Source organism: Stenotrophomonas sp. 2YAF22, from assembly GCF_052114665.1.
In the GTDB taxonomy this organism is placed as follows: Bacteria; Pseudomonadota; Gammaproteobacteria; order Xanthomonadales; family Xanthomonadaceae; genus Stenotrophomonas; species Stenotrophomonas indicatrix.
Genome location: NZ_JBFRFE010000020.1, coordinates 1 through 15718, shown reverse-complemented (window position 1 = coordinate 15718; position 15718 = coordinate 1). Strand labels below are relative to the sequence as shown.

Sequence of the window (15718 nt, the reverse complement as noted above, 5' to 3'; positions counted from 1 at the left end):
TTCAATACCCTTCCACAGGTTCCTCTTGCAGCCCTCTTCCCCTTCGGCCGGTGAACCGGCCCCGTCGTCGCCGGCCTTCATTGAAGTTGTTGTTGTGCGGGCCGGTACCCACCTGTTTGCCATCGATGTCGAAGCCGCGATTGAAATCCGCGGCCCGGAAACCTTTGATCGCCACGGCAGTGGCGCGCGCCCGCACCTCACCGTGCGCGGCCACGCACTGCCGGTGGTCGACCTGCGCCAGGCCAGCGGCTTGAGCGGGTTTGCCCATGGCTGCCCGGCCATGCTGCTGGTGCAGGCCGGCACGGAGACCTTTGCCTTGGCCGTAGACGAGGTACGGGACATCGAAAGCGTGCCACGCCACAACGTGCGGCCCGCCGCGGATAGCCCGTTCGGGTTCTGCAGCAATCACGTCACGCTGGATGCGCTGGGCGAGATTCCCCTGATCGATCCCAGCCGGCTTCGATAACGCCGAACCACCGCACCGACCTCCCGGTAACACCGGACCCTCACCGATCTCCCGGTAACACCGGACCCACACCGATCTCCCGGTAGCACTGGACCCCGCACCGATCTCCCGGTAGCGCCGGGCCATGCCCGGCGGGCAGCCGGCCAGCTAGCGCGCCGTCCAGCCCCCATCCACCGGCAGCGCCGTACCCGTAATCTGAGCCGCAGCATCCGAGGCCAGGAACACCACCATCTCCCCCAGCTGCTCGGGCGTCACGAACTGCAACGAGGGCTGTTTCTCGGCCAGCAGCGCGCGAGCGGCGGACTCCTGGTCCGTTCCCTCGCGCTCCGCCAACGCGGTGATCTGCTGCTCGACCAGCGCCGTTCGCACCCACCCCGGGCAGATGGCGTTGGCGGTGATGCCAGTGCCCGCGTTCTCCAGCGCCGTCACCTTGGTGAAGCCCACCACGCCGTGCTTGGCCGCCACATAGGCCGACTTGTTCACCGACCCAACCAATCCATGCACCGACGCGATGTTGATGATGCGGCCGGATCCCTGCTGCTTCATGTAAGGCAAGGCCGCCGCCGTTGAGTGGAACACCGCCGAGAGATTCAGCGCGAGGATCGCATCCCACTTTTCGACAGGAAATTCCTCGATCGACGCGGTGTGCTGGATGCCCGCATTGTTCACCAGAATATCGATGCGCCCCATCTTCGCAACGGCGCGGGCGATCATGTCCCGCACCGCCTCACCACGGGAGAGGTCGGCACCATCATGCGCCACACGTACACCGAACTCGGCTTCCAGACCGGAGCGGATGCGTTCGATCTCCTGCGGATCGCCAAATCCATTCAACACGATGTCGGCGCCTTGCCGCGCCAGCGCGGTGGCAATGCCAAGACCGATACCGCTGGTGGAGCCGGTGACCACCGCAACCATTCCAGAGAACATGGGCGAGCTTCCATTGGGCGTAGGTGGCCAGTGTAGCTTCACCGGCGCGCCCCTTTAAGCGACGCTACCTTGGTCAATCAACGGTTAGAACGCGTTGGGTACCCGCCGAGGGAAGTGTCCAGCGTTCATTCAAAACGGACGGTACACCTCAGAGGGGGCGCAGCCGTGGCCTGCTGGCGATACTGTCCGACTCCCACAAGGGCAATGCATCCATGCTTTGCCCGGCGGATCGAACACGTCCGAAAATAGCTTCTGCGGCCGTTCTACTCCCCCCACCTCCAACCGGGCGGAGCGCCTTTCATCCAGCAGACAAGGACAAGGACCAACACTACGGCCCACGTGTAGAGCTGAAACGCGATGGGCTCGCGAAATGGAGAGAACAGAAACGGACCCGCCAGCAGCAGGCCGAATGCGATTGCGTACACAAGCCAGCCCTGCCACGCGCACGGCATCCCCCAACCCCATCCGTACTTTTTCCTGGCAAACCAGTACTTCCTGCTGATCATTGCAATCTTCCTCGATGGCCGCCGGTCTCACGTACCTGATCCAGGCATGCTTTGAACTGTTCATGAAGACGTCGGTCCAGAATCAAGTCAGTATCCCCTCTGGCTGTGACGAGAACAGAGCTACGGTCCGTGCGCAGCACGAAGACGTTGCGACCGTTCTGCATGCGGAACTTGCCAAGTTCAACGCCCCCTGTGCTCGTCCCAAGTTGCCGGTGAGGCAGCGTGATCCTTGAAGCATCGGAAGCGTCCTGCCACGAGACACTGGAAAGCGGGAGCTGCAGTCGGACAAACGCTGCTGACCCAATCAGCTGGCCATCTGTAACGGCGATGTACGCTGTCCGCGCTTGATATACGAGGCCAAAGGCGACAACGACAACAACGGCCAGCGCCGAGCCAAGCACAGTATTCCTGGCTGGCACCCCGCCAGAGCGGGGTGCCAGCCATACGGCGATCAGAACCACGGCTGCTGCCACGCATATGCCGAGAGGAAGCGCATAGGCATGAATCAGGGATACGTCCAGCGTGGATCGGCACATCATCATGAACTACTCCGCAGAGATTGACCGCATGCCGTAAACGTAAGTCGCCTCGACAATCGTCTCAAATGCATCTTCTTCATAGGTGACAAGGCCGACGTTTCGCATCGCGCACAGGAACGAGCGAACCTCGTTCTTTATTACGAGTTTTGCATGTTCGTCGTAAAGGCCAGGGGCTCCCAGGATGGAAGCTGCACGATGTGCAACGTCGCAACTGTCGCAGATGTCACCGTCCAGCCGACTCAGCTGGCCGTTGAACACATGATTGTATGACGGTAACTGGGTCTCGTTTCCGGCAACCACCACCTTGTTCACAACGGCAACCATGGTGAATGCAGCCACGGCTACGGTCACACCAACAATGGCGTCAACAGCCGCAACCACAATCACAGCCGCGCCAACAACCGCTTGACCAGGGGCTGTCCGCAGAAGCTCCGCCACACTGGCGAGGGCCGCGAGGTCTGCCGTTGTAGGAGGCTTGTCAGTAGCTTTGATGAAAGCGAGTACCGATTCGGCATCGGGAGACTCGTGCCCAGAAAGCTCCATCACGCCGCGGATCATGTCTATATTGCTCTGGAGTGCGTGCTGCATCTTCATGGTGAGCACGTCTTCCTTTGGACGCGCCAACGCACCAGATGCCTGGAGATAGCTCAACATTTGCGTATAGTCACGACGTTTGGCCGCGTCTTGTACATCCCTGTCCGACAGAGCAACCAGCAGAGCCAGAGATGGTGCGTTCAGTGTCTCTTTGCTGGTGTCGAACCCAAGCGTGGAAAGATATCGACCGGGATTGGTGTTGAAGAGCGAACGCTTCTTCTCGTCAGAAAACATATCGACAGCAGCGGCACTCAACTTTGACCAGTGATCCCAGCCGGCTGCAGGCATGCCGCTACGCGAGAGTGGAAGAAGCATGCGTGTTGCGTTGACATCCGTGCCGCCGGTAAGGCTCGCAGGTGTCCCGAACACCCGTTTGTCGCCCGCGGCAGCCGCCGCCCCGGAGATTGATGCAGCAGCACTGGCTGCGAGTGTGGACTGGATGAACTTACGCCGCTTCATTTGAACGCTCCTTGTTGCCGGGAAAGGGTGTCTACTGCCTTACCGAGTGCGTGGCGACTCATTACCTCTGGAATGAACTTCTGGTAATCCGATTCAAGTCTTGCGCGCACTTCACTGTTCTTGTGAAGCACCGCGCAGTCGTGGCACATGTGCACCGATCCATTCAGTAGTTCATCGGCTTTCTCTTCGCCCATCACGCGCCTGATGATCTCCGCAGGGCCGTCCACTCTGATCCAGAACTTGAGGAAATCGTCCGTTTGAGAGAGATAGGCGTTGCTGACGCCATCCTCGAGACGCCCAACTTTCATCTCTGGGATGTGCTCAAGTGTCAGTCCGCAACAGGCAGCGACTTCCTTGTAGGGCGTGACAACGATGTTGTCATGAATCTGGTGGCACGGGGCTATTCGCAGGTGCTGTGGAACCGTATTCTCGCGCTTGATCTGATCGCTTTTGAACTCCATCCAGCTGTTTGACTGCAGTTGCAAGCCCTTCTTCAGAAGCATCCGTATTGTCGAATCCTCGGCGAAGGTCGCCATTGTTCGACCGTCTTCCGTGTCTGCCTCCACCGTCACGAGGACGTGCAGCCCCGCAGTGAGGCCGGCCTCGGCAGCATTGACCACGGAAGAATGAGGTACCCACTCCTGATGATCTTTGCCGGAGCTGATATTGAGCTCTTTCAAACCCGCGGTTGAAAGCTTTTCAGCCCAACGCTTCGCGGTGGATCGGGTCTTCGCCCAGGAGCCATTCGATACCATCCGCGTGCCGAGCCCTAGCGATGTCGCTTCGGCTATCACACTGATCAAATCGTCTTTGAGAAGTGTCGCCTCGCCGCCAGTGAAGACGATGACAGACAGCGAGGGGAAGGAGCTTTTGGCATCATGAAGCGCTGTGATCATCTCATCGCGACTGAGCCTTCCTTTGACCGTCGGGCTCGACTCGAAACAGCACTGAACGCATGCCGCAGTGCAGCGATAGGTTGTGATAAACGTCAGCGTCCTGGGCGATAGCACCTGGGTAGCGCATAAATCCATTTTTGCTTCTCCATGTTACTGGCAAGGGCCAATCCGGGCCGCCTGTGGACACTACGGCGGGTCCAAACAGCAGAACCACCATAAGGAATATTTCGGAAGATTGAAACCCCGCAGATCTTCGATTGCATATTTGACGGGAGAACCCCTACGGGCGCTTCATGGCCCGACAGCCTCATTACTTCTGGGCTTTAAGCCAACGTGCGAGATCGCTGATCATTACCGGATCCACGTTTCCGGGCTGCATGTATTCCTGGGGGGAAGCCGGGCCATCACCAGCAATGCCGAGGTGGTTGAGTGCGGGATACTCTCTCAGTTGCACTTCCTGCTGCCCCTCCAGCGATTCGTTCCACATGCGCCAGTCAATCGCTGTTACCTGAAAATCGCGGCCACCATGCAATAGCAGCAATGGTTTCCGGAGTGACCTCGCGTCGCCGCGCGCGTCAACTGCTTCGATGCTCTTCCAGAAGGATTGGGGTGCACCCAGCGGGAGCTTGCTGGCCTCAACTTCCTGATCACCCAAAGCAGCCGCGATTTGTGTATCCAGCATGGCCAGCTGCTCTTCCGCTTTCGGCCCAAGCTGCCCGTCTACCGAAAGGAGGCGGCGGGTCTGCTCTGGAATAATCTGCAACAGGCTGCGCGCGGGTGCGGCCCATAGGACAACCCCTCTCACTTCAGGTGATCGCTGGGCGATGCGCGGCGCCAGCATCGCGCCTTGGCTATGGCCCAGCACAAATAGACGCTTGCCATCTATGCTTCGATCAGCGCCCAACGCCGTGAGCGCKGCAACCGCATCGTCGGTTGTTTCATCATCAATGCTGAAGTCGCAATCAAGATCTTGGGGGCGCGCACGGCTTCGCTTGTCGTATCGAAGTACGGCGATACCCTGCGCTGCGAGACCGCGCGCGACGTCCAGGAAGGGCCGATTGGGTCCAACGGTTTCGTCACGATCCTGCGGTCCTGAACCATGCACCAGCACAACGGCGGGAAATGGGCCTTCTCCTTTGGGAAGCGATAGCGTGCCTGGAAGCGCACCGCGTGCCTGTGGAACGACGAAATCGATCTCATGGTAGCTGGCATTGGCCGGGGCCGGCGCCGCTTGTTCGGGCGTGGCGGGCCGCAACATTAACCCGGCGACTTTCTCCTGTTTGTCGACCACAACTTGTGCAACAAATCGACCGTTGCTGAACTGCAATGGCACCAACACCAGCTGCATGCCTTCATGAGTGCTGATCGCTGCCAGGCCACGACTCTTCAAAGTCCCCAATGAGTTCCACAGGGTGCTGAGAGATTCCGCCGGTACCGCTTGGGCCATTTGTGGAGTGAACATTGCTTCGGCTTCAGCGATGCGCCCAGCCTCCAGGTGATCGAGCAAGCGGGCCGCCACTTGCTCAGGCTCTGCTGCGACCGCTGAATGAACAAGCATCGTTAGCGACAAGATCAACATCCCAATGCGCTTCTTCAATGTTATAGCTCCATCTTGACGCTGCCCAACAGAGGCAGTCAGCGTCGACGTGATAGCGCTCACCAACCCAGTTCTGGCGGATTCGTTGAGTCGAGGCAGCGCATACGCAGTTCATCCTGAATGACGCCATCATGGATGCATGCGGGTACGGAGGTCAACGCGTGCTCGAGAGGTGGCTGCGATTCTTGGTTGGAAACGGGTCGCAAGCAAGCGGAGATATTCGTCTAGAGCGCGTTACGAACTTTGAAGCAGATATACCCCTCGCTGACGCAGGCCGGCTTCACAGCCTGACCGGTCACATGCTGGACCTTCCGAGCCAGAGTGCCAACCTGCGCGCGCTCCTGCTCATTCGCCAGCATCACCTGTGCGGGCAATATATGGCCGAGCGTGTCCACGGCAATGTGAACCTTGCTTCCATTCTTGCGTTTATTGCCGTCATAGCCTGCGCGCGGGCCACTCCCGCACGTCGATTGCGCAACAAACGCCCATCTCTCATCGATCACATCGGTCGAACAGGGGCTGCGCGCAGTCATGCCATTGCAGTGACACTGTTCATACCAAACTTCAAACACGCTCTAGAAGAGAACGCTCGCCCGATCAACGGTCGCCACCGGGCTAGCCTTCCGCACCGCCTCCAGGAACAGCAGGAAATCGCGGTTGAACAGCGTCAGATTGTTGGTGAACGTCACGCACTTTCTTCCCGATGCTTTACTGAAGCACACCTGCCAGACATAGCGCCCGTAGATGACATCGGAGGTTCGGGTGACGGAGGTGATCTGCGAGAGCGGAACGGCCGTGGGCACCGGGCCACGCCGCAGGTAGAAGGACTCCGCATCAAAGAAGTAGTGCTCCCGATCCTCTTTCCCATCCACCATCACCAAGGTCATGGACGTACCGGAAATCCGGCGAGGGGGATGCAAACGCAGCCCTGTTTTCACAGTAGAACGGGCAGTCGCTGACATTCGCCGAAGGATGAACCAAAGGATCACCAACGGAAGCGCCGCAAGGACAATGAAGCCCACGGTCTTCAAAACACCTTCCAATGCGCTTGCCACACAGATCTCCACGATGAACTTTCAGGCATTGGCGACGCCCAGGTAGATCCACGCCACGCGTGGATGCTTCGGCTTCAACGCCCCATCACTTCCAATGATCCGGCCCCAAAAACGGCAGGCTCAACACAAACACCGGAACGGCCACAGGCACCAACGCAGCCCCCAGCACCTTCCCGGCCGTCGTCCCAACCCCCGGCTTGTCCGTATCGTCCGGCCGAATCCGCTCAGCCCGCGCGGTAATCGACTGCGGCAGCTTCGCCTTCGCGGTCAGCGCAGCAGCGTCCGGCAATTGCACCCGCTCGCCGTCACCCTCGAACAGCGCGCTGTAATAGCTGCCGCCCTTCCTGGAAAGATTGCAGTCCGGGTCGGCCGCCAGTTCGTAGCGGGTCCGGGCTTCAAGGATGTACGGCCGGCGCGTCAACTCGTCGATGGCCTTGGCCACCCGCGGGCTGATCTCCAACCGCTCCAGCTTGAACTGCGCCGCCTGTTCCGGCGTCACCTGCTCCGGCCGCAGCAGCAGCGCGTAGCTGCCATGCACCTTGGTCCGGTCAGCCGGCACGCGCCAGTCCTCACGGATGTAAATCTGCGCGCACACCACGGCCTCGCGCAGCGGGCTGTCCATCAGAGCGCGGTAATCACGGAAAGGTGCTGCATCAAAGCGCATCGGCTCGTCATAGACAGGCAGCAGATACAGCTTGCCGTCGTCGGCCACGAACGCGCTGGTGATCTCGCGACTGTAATGGTGATACTCCGGCCCGCTGGCGCAGCCAGACAACAGGGTCAGACACAAGGCGGAGAGAATGAAGAGGACGGACGTTCGCATGTCGTAGTGAATGGCTTCCCTGGGTAACCGGCCTCGCCGATAAGAACGAGGCCGATCCAACATGGTGCCACGGCGCCGCATGCGATGCAGAACCCGCCTTACTTCAACCGCTCAACCAACCGCCGCCCCACCTCCAGCGCCGAAGCCGGGTTCTGCCCGGTAATCAGCTCGCGATCCACCACCACATGCCCCGTCCACGGCGTGGCATTGCTGCTGAACCGCGCACCCGCTCGCTGCAACGCGGTCTGCGGGTAGAACTTCATCTCACCACCGCCCAGCAGCGGCTTGGCCTGCTCTTCTTCCTGGTTGCTGATCACCGTCATCTGGTAGCCGCTGTAGATCCACTTCGGCGTAGCCGGCGTCGCACCCGCTTCCAGCTTCGCCACGAAACCATCCGCATCCGGCAGCGTGGACAGCAGCGCGATCGGCCCATGGCAGACCAGCGCGGTGGTCTTGTTGCGCTGGTGGAAGTCGGCCAGCAGCCGGCCCAGTGCCGGGCTCTTCAGCAGGTCCTGCATCGGTGCGTGGCCACCGGGAATGTAGACGGCATCGAAACGCGCGTAGCCCTGCTGCTCGACGCGCGCCAGGCTGACCACCGGCGAGGCCGTCGGCGAGGTCAGCGCCAGCTTCTCCAGCAGGTCCTTGTGCAGCGTCAGCTGCGCGGCATCGTTACCGAAGTACGCCGGCGTCACCGAGGACGCATCCACCGTCGGCGCCCGCCCCTGCGGCGTGGCGAAGGTCACCTCGTGGCCCGCGTCCAGCAGCAGCTTGACCGGCTGCATCAGCTCGTTGAGATAGAAGCCGGTGGACAGCACCTTGCCGTCCTTCAGGTCCAGGTGGTTTTCGTCGGACAGCACCACCAGCACGTTGGCGGCATGCGCGCCGGTCGCGGCCAGGGTCAGGGCCAGCGCTGCGGCCAGCCGGGTCATCAGGTTCATGGGGAGCTCCTATTCGGGGAATGTCCGCCACTTTATTCATCGCCCCAGCGGCGATAAATTGGCCCCATCGCAAAACATCTGTTCCCCGGAGAGCCAAATGAGCCGCAAGTTCGACTACCTGGGCGATGTGGAGGTGTTCCTGGCGGTGGTCGAGCACGGCTCGTTCACCGCCGGCGCCGTGGCGCTATCCACCACACCCTCGGTGCTGAGCCGCGCGGTCACCCGTCTGGAAGCGCGGCTGGGCCGACAGCTGCTGCAGCGGACCACCCGCCGCGTGGGCCTGACCGATGCTGGGCGGCTCTATCTGGAACAGGTGCGCACCGCCTTCGGCCTGCTGGACGACGCCGAGCGCGACGTACTGGCCCAGGAAGGCGCGCTGGCCGGCCGCGTGCGCCTGAGCGTGCCCACCACCTATGGCCACTACCGGCTGCCGCCCGTGCTGGCGCGGTTTGCGCAGCAGTACCCGCAGGTGCAGGTGGAACTGAACATCACCAACCGCAACGTGGACCTGGTGGCCGAAGGCTTCGACCTAGCCATCCGCCTGGGCCAGCTGCCGGACAGCGGACTGGTGGCGCGCAAACTGGAAGACGCCCGGTTGCTGCTGGTGGCCGCGCCGGACTACCTGCAACGCCGTGGCACGCCGCAGACGCTGGACGACCTGCAGCAGCACCTGTGCCTGCCGTTCGTGATGCCGCGTACCGGGCGGCTGGCGCCGTGGATCTTCCACGACGGCGGGCACGACGTGGACTGGCTGCCGCGTTCGTCCATCGAGACCTCCGACGATGTGCTGGGCGTGGTGTCGCTGGCAGAACAGGGGATCGGCATCTGCCAGAGCTATGAGTTCATCGTGCGTGAGCGGTTGCAGCGTGGGCAGCTGGTGGAAGTGCTGCCGCAGCTGCGGGGTAGATCGCGGCAGTTCTCGGTGATCTATGCGCCGCATCGGCGGCAGTCGGCGGCGGCGCGGGCGATGATTGAGTTGCTGGTGGGGAATGCGGCTGAGGATGGCGTTGGTTGAAGCCGCGAGCTTGTTAACGGTGTCGGGTTTGAACCGCTTTTCGGGGTGTGCGGCTGATCGCGCGCCGTTGCTTGGCGAGGCGGAATAAGAACTGTTGCAAAGAAGGCCATCGCGCTATTCGCTTGTGGCATGGACGATTGCGCCACTTTGAATCGCAATTGACAGAGCAGCTGCGCGAATGCGTCTGATGGCGTCGCGTGTTGCACGAATGGTGCGTGCAACAATAGTTCTTCGCTCTCGGATTCCGCGATTCCTTCGCGAATTTCTATTGGCATTCGAAGCGGCTGCGTAAACACCATGACGTGCCACCGACAACGGGTGGCTCCGGGTCTGCAAACCCGTTTGATGCACGCGCAAGTTGTTTACGCTTGCCCGTCGGCACCGTCCTTAACCGGTGCCGGCGGGCAATCCGTCGGCCTTTCTGGCGGGCGGTGCGTGGGAGTCTTCGGACTCACCGGCCAATAGCGCTGCATCAACCGGTTTGCAGCCACGCATCGTCCGCCACCTCCTCGCGGTGGCGCTGTTAAGCACAGCCACGGAAGCCGACGCCATGAACGAATCCGACACCTTCTCTTCGTACACCGTTGTTGAACCCATCAATGACGACACCCCCCTGCCCGACCTGAATTCCCTGCTCGGCATCCTCGAGCGCATACGCGGCTGCGAGGGCGCCGATGGACTGCCCTGGCCGGAGAACGACGTCTCACCCGGCCGCCGCGTGAGCCTGGCGAAGAGCGAACGCGCGATGGTGAGGGCGCTTACAGTGCTGGAGGTGTTGCACGCGGCAGACCGCTGCCGGGTGGCAGCGGAGCCGGAGCGACATCTGGATGAGGGAGTGGTTGATGGGTTATTTCTGGCTTGCCGGGGGTTGGTTGAGTGGGCCTGTCATGAAGTTCGGCCGGAGTAACTCTAATACTCTCCCCTCTGAAGCCGTATGTACCATTTTGCAGCTCCAGCGTATGCTCCCGCCGGAGGCCGGAGAACACTGCAGCTAGCTCGTCAATACCGGTGCCAACCGTGCAAAGCGCAGATCATGGACCGCATTCAGCAATCAGGAGCCCCCTCTTTCGCTGCGACAGCAATCGCCACGTAATGTGAGTTCAAGCTCAGAAGGTACCGCAACATCAGTCCACTCAATGCGCCGCCGACCATCTTCAGGTCCCACTCGGGCCCTGCCTTTCCATACTCAAACTTGTCCTCAGAAAGGGAGGCAACCCGTATGGCCGATCCCTGTAAGGCATAAAGAGTCGGATCGACCACCACTCTGGCTGCCTCGTACTTCTGTTCGAGCAGCTTTACATCCTCCGGTGCCAGCGTCTTCCCTGCCTCGTGCGCAAACTTGTTTCGCAAAGAATTCATTGCCAGGGATGCGATTGCGAGTTCCTTTGGAAAACCCAACGCCGTCGCAAGCATCACTTTATGCGTAAAATTCTGTGGAATCTTAAAAACTTCCAACATTTCATCAGTCAGCATCCCCTTTAAGTAAACCTCTAGGCTTTGCTCAATCTGAAGATGAAGCCTCAGCACCATGCCGATCTGATCGACCGTTTCCAACCCCTGGAGAAGATGGTTCATCTGTACAATGGCATCAAGGTCAAACTTGGTCGTCATACTTTTTTCCTCAGCGGGGCTACTGACAGCGCAGAGATTGCTGTATTCGCCGGACCGATCCCTAATAGGAGTGGACCCGGAGCGGCATTTGGATGTGTGGGGAGGTGTTGACGGATTGTTACTGGTTTGCCGCACGCCAATTCAATGTGCCTGACGGAAGCTGAGGTCTGAATGACCATCTCTGGCCAAACCAATACTCGGATCCTTACCACCAGATACCAAATACCAATTTGCCACTGATTCCGACCCACACCCACACCAAGACTGGAGAGCGCACCTAGCACTGGATGGATACGCACTCCGTCAGCAATTGCTAAAAGCTACATCGTCCGCGCCGCATGCCATCTATCTTTATATTCAGAAGAGGAGGCAAACATCTCGTCGTCAATATTCGAAATTAGCTCCCTATACAACCCCTTGACCTCGTCAACGGGCAAATATTTTGCAAGTAGTGGCTGCATACATTCAGAAATTCGATCAATCTGACTTTCCGTTGCCTGCGCTCGTCCATTTGAAAATAGATAAGGCAAAAGCATCACTGACGGACCATCTTCACACGGCGATATTAACCATCTTGCTTGCAACTGGAAGTCTTTCCGAAGCGCCAAGTTTTGCCACTTTTCGTCTTCAATTGTCACGAGATATCGACAGGTTTGATACGAATTGGTGGCTTGGATGAGGTGCTCCAGGAATGCTGCCTTGCTGTAGCGAGGCTGAGAGTCGAGAGAGAACTTCAGCACCGGATTTCGTCTTTGAGTGTCAAGCGGCCGCTGAGGCCCTCCCTCGAGTGGAACCACGCCTTCAGCTTCGATCAGGGATGGTCGTCCGAGATCGTCTACGGAGAGAACTTGAACAGAACCGTTCTTTTCCTTTCTCCAAGCGAGCAGCGCCAGTACCAAGAGGGCCTCAGCATGACGACCACCAATGGACACATCGCATTGCTGAAGTACTTCTCTACTTGTTTCCAACCCTTTTCCAAAAAGCCACTCTGACTTTTCGAAACACTCACGGATGGAGGAGCCGATCACTTCCACATCCTTCCAAGCATCGCCAGTTTGTGACGCAAATCTATTCCAAGGCTCGCCTGCGCTAAGAGCCATAGCATGAAGAAAGAGCGAAAGGTCAGCGAGATATTCCGCAGAACCTGAAACGATCTCACCATAAGATTTCATGTCAGCCTCGACCACCTGCCTCAGCGCCTCCTGCACAACAGCCCTAATCTCCACCTCCGCCTTTGGCGCCAGTCCGTCTCGATTCGCAGACAGCCAAGTACCAGCCCCTCCTGACAACAGATTAATTTCAATTATTACATGTGGAAGATAAGCAGCGTCGCATTTGAAGTGCTGCCCCCGATATAAGAATCGGGACTGGTGACCCATAAACTGATCACGATGCGGCCGGTACCTAAAATCTACGCAATGCCCCAAGACGTTCGGCAGAAAGTGCCAGCCATCTTCAGCCTCACGCTCTACCAATACTGACACGCGCTCTTTACTCAGCGGCAGAAATGAGCATGCCACACGAATTGGCGAGTTCCTACCAAAAGCCACTGCCTCATCAACGATCCTCCCCGCCTCGTATGGAAAGGCATCATCCAAGAGCGGGTCCATGGACATAGCCAATTTAGCAGCAACGCTTTTGCCGTCATCCCGAAAAGGATGAGCTTTCCAACTCTTGGAGAATCGATCTAGCTCAAATTCAACCTCGACCGTGGTGCCGTAGGTTTGGGCGACATTATTCGGCATGCGACGCACCAAGACAAGCCCCTCATTAGGCCCCAGCGGGCTATGCAGCTCAAGCTCCAACGTCTCGTTACTGAAAATGCTTTTCGTTACTATGCGAATGCAGTCGCTAAGGAGAAAAGCACTTTGAAACCCAATCCCAAATGCGCCTGAAGGTTTCATCCACTCTGGCATAGCCCGTATCAGTCGCTGCCGTGATGCGTTCTTTTGGGAGCCGCCAATACGGAGCATATGCAATAAATCAGCGCTGCTAATACCTGTGCCACCATCGATAATCCGCAACAACCATCCGGYCTTCCCACCCTCGCCGACAGCCTCCTCTCTCTCAATGAGCTCAATTCTTACCGGCGGGGCAGCGCGGAGTTGACCACATGACACTGGTGATTCCCAATCATCTACAGTTGTGTTTTGCGACTCTTTCGCCCATAAACTGAGGAGCGTGGCATCTACCGCGTTCTGCAGCAATTCACGAACGCAGGGAAAGGCGCTGCCATATAAGTTGCTGCCCTGCAGCAAGCTGACCACACTTTTCTCGTCAACACCGAATTGCGGGCGCTCCCCTTTCTGCAGAATCTGAAGGTCCCCGCTAAGGCTCACGGAAAGATTCCCCAGCGTTGGCAGCAGTCCAAGCTCACGACTCGGCGCGATCTCCTGCCAATGTGCCATCTGATTCTGAGTTTCTTCTTTTAGCCAGTCAAACCAGCGAAATGTCTCCAGGTAGCCGGGGATTGTTCGGCACTCGGCACTAACTTCGATTCGATCTCGATCAATACGCAGATGACGGATTGCCTGATGCTTATCTTCATGAGCTTTACTCATTGAAGAACGATCATTGCCAGCCATGCGCTGAAGTACTGGACAGAATCTATTGTCATCCAGGTCCAGTAGGTCACCCATTCTCAAAAGACAGGCTACAAAGCGTGGATGACAGTCTTCGTTGGCCATTCCTGCCTCCTTAAAAGGCAAGCCGTCAACTGACAATAGGTCTTCAAACGATGCGCCATGCATCTGGCAGATTCGCCCTAGCACACGAAAAAGTCGGGCAGGCATAAGCTCGGTGCGCGGCGAAGAAATGCCAGCAGTAGACCACGGCTCCCTAACCATAGCTTCTGCTCGCACAGGATGTTTCCGCCGAAACCATTCGGCCATCAGCTCATTAAAGCGGCTTACAGCATCTGCAGGGCTATCAGCACCAGTAAAGCAGTTCGCGAGACTTGATGGGTCGAACGATGATGCGAAACGAAAAAGATCATGATGAGGCGACTGCCTCAACGATGCAATAAAGTCCTTAAAATCGTCGCTCTGGAGCTCCTTAATAATGTCTTCCTTGGGCACCACCATCCCAATGTCATGCCAGTAGGCCGCCTCAAGGATAAGCCAAGTATCGGTCGCCGTCAGCAGAGACACGGACTCCCCCAGCAACCTTTCAATATTCACAAGAATTTGTCGGCTATGGGACTCGTCATGGCGACTATAGTGCGGGAAAAGATTACCGACCGCCTGAAGTGCCTTAGGAATGAGCTTCACATCGAAGTCCCATTGGCTCACCAAGGTCCTGAGAGCCCCATGCTCATCAGACTTCGCCTTCAGATGAGAAATTAGAATATCTGCCATGATTTAATCTGATCCTCAGTCTAGCCATGAAGTTCGTGAATTACGCAAATATTGAAGCAGGACGCAAAAATGCAGTTCGCCGCCTTAGAATCTCCAACTGACCTCCAGATCAGCAAGGGCGACTTAAGATTTTCATGATACTCAACTTGCAGCGCGTTGCGGAGAATCTCTTTGAGCGATCAATCGGATACGACAGCCAGATCATCAAGATAGTTGATCACGATAACGCACCGCAAAGAATAGCTTCATACCAAGCAACCATACTACCGCCACCAATTACAACCTAGACGCCTGATGATCATATTGAGCCGGCCTGTAGCTCACAGAACTCTCACCACGCCTCGCTCCTTTGAGTGGGCATCAGCGAAAGCCATCACAAACAAAAAGGGCGCCTCTCGGCGCCCTCATTCCCTCAACTCACTCCCACTCAATAGTCGCCGGCGGCTTCCCCGAGATGTCATAGACAACCCTTGAAACCCCCCGCAACTCATTGATGATCCGGTTACTCACCGTACCCAGGAACTCATACGGCAGATGCGCCCAATGCGCCGTCATGAAGTCAATCGTCTCCACGGCCCGCAGCGCAATCACCCACTCATAAGCGCGCGCATCGCCCACCACGCCCACCGACTTCACCGGCAGGAACACGGCAAACGCCTGGCTGGTCTTGTCGTACAGATCCGCCTTGCGCAGCTCATCAATGAAGATGGCATCAGCCTTGGCCAGCAGCTCGGCGTATTCGCGCTTCACTTCACCCAGGATACGCACGCCCAGGCCCGGGCCCGGGAACGGGTGGCGGTAGACCATGGTGCGCGGCAGGCCCAGCTCAACACCCAGGCGGCGCACTTCGTCCTTGAACAGCTCGCGCAGCGGCTCSACCAGGCCCAGCTTCATGTGCTCCGGCAGGCCGCCCACGTTGTGGTGGCTCTTGAT

At 58.4% G+C, this 15718-nt stretch carries 15 protein-coding genes; 3 read left to right on the top strand and 12 right to left on the bottom strand.

The genetic code is table 11. The features are described from left to right. On the top strand, window positions 1-466 hold a 466-nt coding region (locus tag AB4Y84_RS01840), incomplete at its 5' end, for a chemotaxis protein CheW (protein ID WP_442249706.1). A 147-nt stretch (window positions 467-613) separates the two neighbouring features. Here AB4Y84_RS01840 and AB4Y84_RS01835 read toward each other — a convergent pair. The 9 genes from AB4Y84_RS01835 to AB4Y84_RS01795 all read right to left on the bottom strand — a co-directional run bounded on the left by AB4Y84_RS01835 (window position 614) and on the right by AB4Y84_RS01795 (window position 8803). Then, entirely contained in the window at window positions 614-1396 is a 783-nt protein-coding gene (locus AB4Y84_RS01835) for a 3-hydroxybutyrate dehydrogenase (protein WP_442244953.1), read from the bottom strand. A 502-nt stretch (window positions 1397-1898) separates the two neighbouring features. Further along, a complete protein-coding gene (locus AB4Y84_RS01830) occupies window positions 1899-2444 on the bottom strand; it encodes a hypothetical protein (RefSeq protein WP_442244952.1) in 546 nt (181 codons plus the stop codon). Window positions 2445-2447: 3 nt separating this feature from the next. Continuing rightward, window positions 2448-3494: a hypothetical protein gene (locus tag AB4Y84_RS01825; RefSeq protein WP_442244951.1), complete on the bottom strand. Its 1047-nt coding sequence runs from the start codon at window positions 3492-3494 to the stop codon at window positions 2448-2450. After that, window positions 3491-4525: a radical SAM protein gene (locus tag AB4Y84_RS01820; protein WP_442244950.1), complete on the bottom strand. Its 1035-nt coding sequence runs from the start codon at window positions 4523-4525 to the stop codon at window positions 3491-3493. Before AB4Y84_RS01820 ends, AB4Y84_RS01825 begins: the two co-directional genes overlap by 4 nt. A 175-nt stretch (window positions 4526-4700) precedes the next feature. Beyond that, on the bottom strand, window positions 4701-5987 hold the full coding sequence (locus AB4Y84_RS01815) for an alpha/beta hydrolase (RefSeq protein WP_442244949.1): 1287 nt from the start codon (window positions 5985-5987) through the stop codon (window positions 4701-4703). A gap of 224 nt (window positions 5988-6211) precedes the next feature. After that, window positions 6212-6520 carry a transposase gene (locus AB4Y84_RS01810; RefSeq protein ID WP_442244948.1) on the bottom strand — a complete coding sequence of 103 codons (309 nt, stop codon included), beginning with the start codon at window positions 6518-6520 and terminating at the stop codon, window positions 6212-6214. 42 nt (window positions 6521-6562) lie between these two features. Continuing rightward, complete coding sequence (locus AB4Y84_RS01805) at window positions 6563-7054, bottom strand: hypothetical protein (protein WP_442249705.1); 492 nt, start codon at window positions 7052-7054, stop codon at window positions 6563-6565. Window positions 7055-7127: 73 nt separating this feature from the next. Beyond that, complete coding sequence (locus AB4Y84_RS01800; RefSeq protein ID WP_442244946.1) at window positions 7128-7865, bottom strand: hypothetical protein; 738 nt, start codon at window positions 7863-7865, stop codon at window positions 7128-7130. Between the two features lie 98 nt (window positions 7866-7963). Continuing rightward, window positions 7964-8803: a type 1 glutamine amidotransferase domain-containing protein gene (locus AB4Y84_RS01795; RefSeq protein ID WP_442244945.1), complete on the bottom strand. Its 840-nt coding sequence runs from the start codon at window positions 8801-8803 to the stop codon at window positions 7964-7966. A gap of 97 nt (window positions 8804-8900) precedes the next feature. On the opposite strand from AB4Y84_RS01795, the gene AB4Y84_RS01790 reads away from it, so the two are divergent. Continuing rightward, window positions 8901-9818, top strand: coding sequence for a LysR family transcriptional regulator (locus AB4Y84_RS01790; protein WP_442244944.1), 918 nt, complete (start codon window positions 8901-8903; stop codon window positions 9816-9818). Window positions 9819-10368: 550 nt separating this feature from the next. Further along, window positions 10369-10725 carry a hypothetical protein gene (locus AB4Y84_RS01785; RefSeq protein WP_442244943.1) on the top strand — a complete coding sequence of 119 codons (357 nt, stop codon included), beginning with the start codon at window positions 10369-10371 and terminating at the stop codon, window positions 10723-10725. A 137-nt stretch (window positions 10726-10862) separates the two neighbouring features. On the opposite strand, the gene AB4Y84_RS01780 is transcribed toward AB4Y84_RS01785, so the two are convergent. The 3 genes from AB4Y84_RS01780 to AB4Y84_RS01770 all read right to left on the bottom strand — a co-directional run. After that, window positions 10863-11429 (bottom strand): hypothetical protein, encoded by a 567-nt coding sequence (locus tag AB4Y84_RS01780; protein WP_442244942.1) that lies wholly within the window; start codon window positions 11427-11429, stop codon window positions 10863-10865. 320 nt (window positions 11430-11749) lie between these two features. Continuing rightward, window positions 11750-14785 (bottom strand): HD domain-containing protein, encoded by a 3036-nt coding sequence (locus tag AB4Y84_RS01775; RefSeq protein WP_442249704.1) that lies wholly within the window; start codon window positions 14783-14785, stop codon window positions 11750-11752. Between the two features lie 417 nt (window positions 14786-15202). Then, a partial coding sequence (locus tag AB4Y84_RS01770) for a GMP synthase (glutamine-hydrolyzing) (protein WP_442249703.1) occupies window positions 15203-15718 on the bottom strand: 516 nt, incomplete at its 5' end.

What these genes read in the sequence shown, in the direction of transcription:
- AB4Y84_RS01835 (WP_442244953.1), bottom strand. Translation starts at nt 1,396, where the DNA reads ATGTTCTCTGGAATGGTTGCGGTGGTCACCGGCTCCACCAGCGGTATC.
- AB4Y84_RS01830 (WP_442244952.1), bottom strand. Translation starts at nt 2,444, where the DNA reads ATGATGATGTGCCGATCCACGCTGGACGTATCCCTGATTCATGCCTAT.
- AB4Y84_RS01825 (WP_442244951.1), bottom strand. Translation starts at nt 3,494, where the DNA reads ATGAAGCGGCGTAAGTTCATCCAGTCCACACTCGCAGCCAGTGCTGCT.
- AB4Y84_RS01820 (WP_442244950.1), bottom strand. Translation starts at nt 4,525, where the DNA reads ATGGATTTATGCGCTACCCAGGTGCTATCGCCCAGGACGCTGACGTTT.
- AB4Y84_RS01810 (WP_442244948.1), bottom strand. Translation starts at nt 6,520, where the DNA reads ATGACTGCGCGCAGCCCCTGTTCGACCGATGTGATCGATGAGAGATGG.
- AB4Y84_RS01800 (WP_442244946.1), bottom strand. Translation starts at nt 7,865, where the DNA reads ATGCGAACGTCCGTCCTCTTCATTCTCTCCGCCTTGTGTCTGACCCTG.
- AB4Y84_RS01795 (WP_442244945.1), bottom strand. Translation starts at nt 8,803, where the DNA reads ATGAACCTGATGACCCGGCTGGCCGCAGCGCTGGCCCTGACCCTGGCC.
- AB4Y84_RS01790 (WP_442244944.1), top strand. Translation starts at nt 8,901, where the DNA reads ATGAGCCGCAAGTTCGACTACCTGGGCGATGTGGAGGTGTTCCTGGCG.
- AB4Y84_RS01785 (WP_442244943.1), top strand. Translation starts at nt 10,369, where the DNA reads ATGAACGAATCCGACACCTTCTCTTCGTACACCGTTGTTGAACCCATC.
- AB4Y84_RS01780 (WP_442244942.1), bottom strand. Translation starts at nt 11,429, where the DNA reads ATGACGACCAAGTTTGACCTTGATGCCATTGTACAGATGAACCATCTT.